The following is a 1,943-nucleotide window of genomic DNA, read 5'->3' as shown; positions in this document are numbered from 1 at the left end:
GAGGACGCGCTGGCCGAGCGCCCGGGGGTGGCGCAGGCCGCCGTGGTGGTCCGGGAGGACACCCCCGGCGTCAAGCGCCTCGCCGCCTACCTGGTCCCCGACCAGCACGGCGTGGACGTCGCCGCCCTGCGCAGCGACCTCGCCCAGCGCCTGCCGGAGTACATGGTCCCGTCCGCGTTCGTCGTGCTCGACGCGCTGCCGCTGACCGTCAACGGCAAGCTCGACCGCAACGCCCTGCCCGCACCCGACACCAGCGGCTCCGGCACCGGCCGCGCCCCGCGCGACGCCCGCGAGGAGATCCTCTGCGGCCTGTTCGCCGAGGTGCTCGGGCTGACCGAGGTCGGCCCCGAGGAGCACTTCTTCGACCTCGGCGGCCACTCGCTGCTCGCCACCCGCCTGGTCGGCCGGATCCGCACCGTGCTCGGCAGCCAGCTGACGGTCCGGGACCTCTTCGAGGCCCCCACCGCGGCCGGTCTGGCCCACCGGGCGGCCGCCGGTGGCGAGACCCGCCCCGCGCTCGGCCGCCGCGAGCGCCCCGCCGACCTGCCGCTGTCGCACGCCCAGCGCCGGATGTGGTTCCTGCAGAACCTGGACGACTCGGGGGCCACCTACAACGTGCCGCTGGTCGTCCGGGTCACCGGCGAGCTGGACACCGACGCCCTGCGCGCGGCCGTCCGGGCGGTGACCGAGCGGCACGAGAGCCTGCGCACCGTCTTCACCGAGCGCGACGGCGCCGTCCACCAGCGGGTGCTGGACGCCCCGGCGGCGGCCGAGGCCCTCACCGTGGTCCGCTCCTCGGAGCAGGCGCTGGCCGCCGACGTCGAGGCAGCCGTCCGGTACGGCTTCGACCTCGCGGCCGAACGGCCGCTGCGGGTCACCCTGCTGGAGGTCGGCCCGCAGGACCACGCCGTGGTCCTGCTGTTCCACCACATCGCCGGCGACGAGTGGTCGATGCTCCCGTTCATCGACGACCTCACGGCCGCCTACACCGCGCACGCCGCCGGCCGCAAGCCCGCCTGGGCGCCGCTGCCGGTCCAGTACGCCGACTACGCGCTCTGGCAGCAGGAGCTGCTCGGCGACCCGCAGGACCCGCAGGGCCTGCAGGCCCGTCAGGTCGCGTACTGGAAGGACGCCCTGGCCGGCTTGCCCGAGGAACTGCCGCTGCCCACCGACCACCCGCGCCTGCCGGTCGCCGCCCACCGCGGCGACACCGTGTACGCCCAGGTGCCGCCGGCCGTCTACCGGGGCCTGCGGGAGGCCGCCCGGGCCACCGGGACCACCACCTTCATGGTGCTCCAGGCCGCCGTCGCCACGCTGCTGCACCGGCTCGGCGCCGGCACCGACATCCCGCTCGGCGCGCCCGTCGCCGGCCGCTCGGACGCCGCGCTGGACGGTCTGGTCGGCTTCTTCGTCAACACGCTGGTGCTGCGCAACGACCTGTCCGGCGACCCGACCTTCGCCGAGCTGCTGACCCGCACCCGGGACGCCGACCTGGCCGCCTTCGCGCACCAGGACCTGCCGTTCGACCGCCTGGTCGAGGCCGTCAACCCGGCCCGCGTGCCGGGCCGGCACCCGCTCTTCCAGGTGATGCTGGGCTACCAGCACAACGACGGCCAGGCCGGGCGCCTGCTCGGGCTGGAGAGCCGGATCCTGCCGTTCGAGCTGGGGGCCGCCAAGTTCGAGCTGGACTTCAACTTCGAGGAGACCTCCGCCACGGAGGAGATCGACATCGCCTTCGAGTACGCGGCCGACCTGTACGAGCGCACCACCGCCGAGGCCCTGGTCGAGCGGCTGCTCGCGGTGCTGGAGCAGGTCGCCGCCGCCCCGGACCGCCGGATCGGCGCCCTGGACGTGCTGACGGTGCGGGAGCGGTCGTCGGTGTTGGGGGAGTGGGCGGCGACGGGTCGGGTGCTGCCGGAGGCGACGGTGGCGGATCTGCTGGC

General features: G+C 75.4%; 1 protein-coding gene. It reads left to right on the top strand.

Translation table 11 applies throughout. The annotated features are described in order from the left end of the window. On the top strand, nucleotides 1–1,943 hold a 1,943-nt coding region (locus AB0K43_RS31380; RefSeq protein WP_363645810.1), incomplete at both ends, for a condensation domain-containing protein.

The organism is Kitasatospora sp. NPDC049258, from assembly GCF_040678895.1.
Lineage (GTDB): Bacteria > Actinomycetota > Actinomycetes > Streptomycetales > Streptomycetaceae > Kitasatospora.
This window is presented reverse-complemented; position numbering and strand designations above follow the sequence as displayed.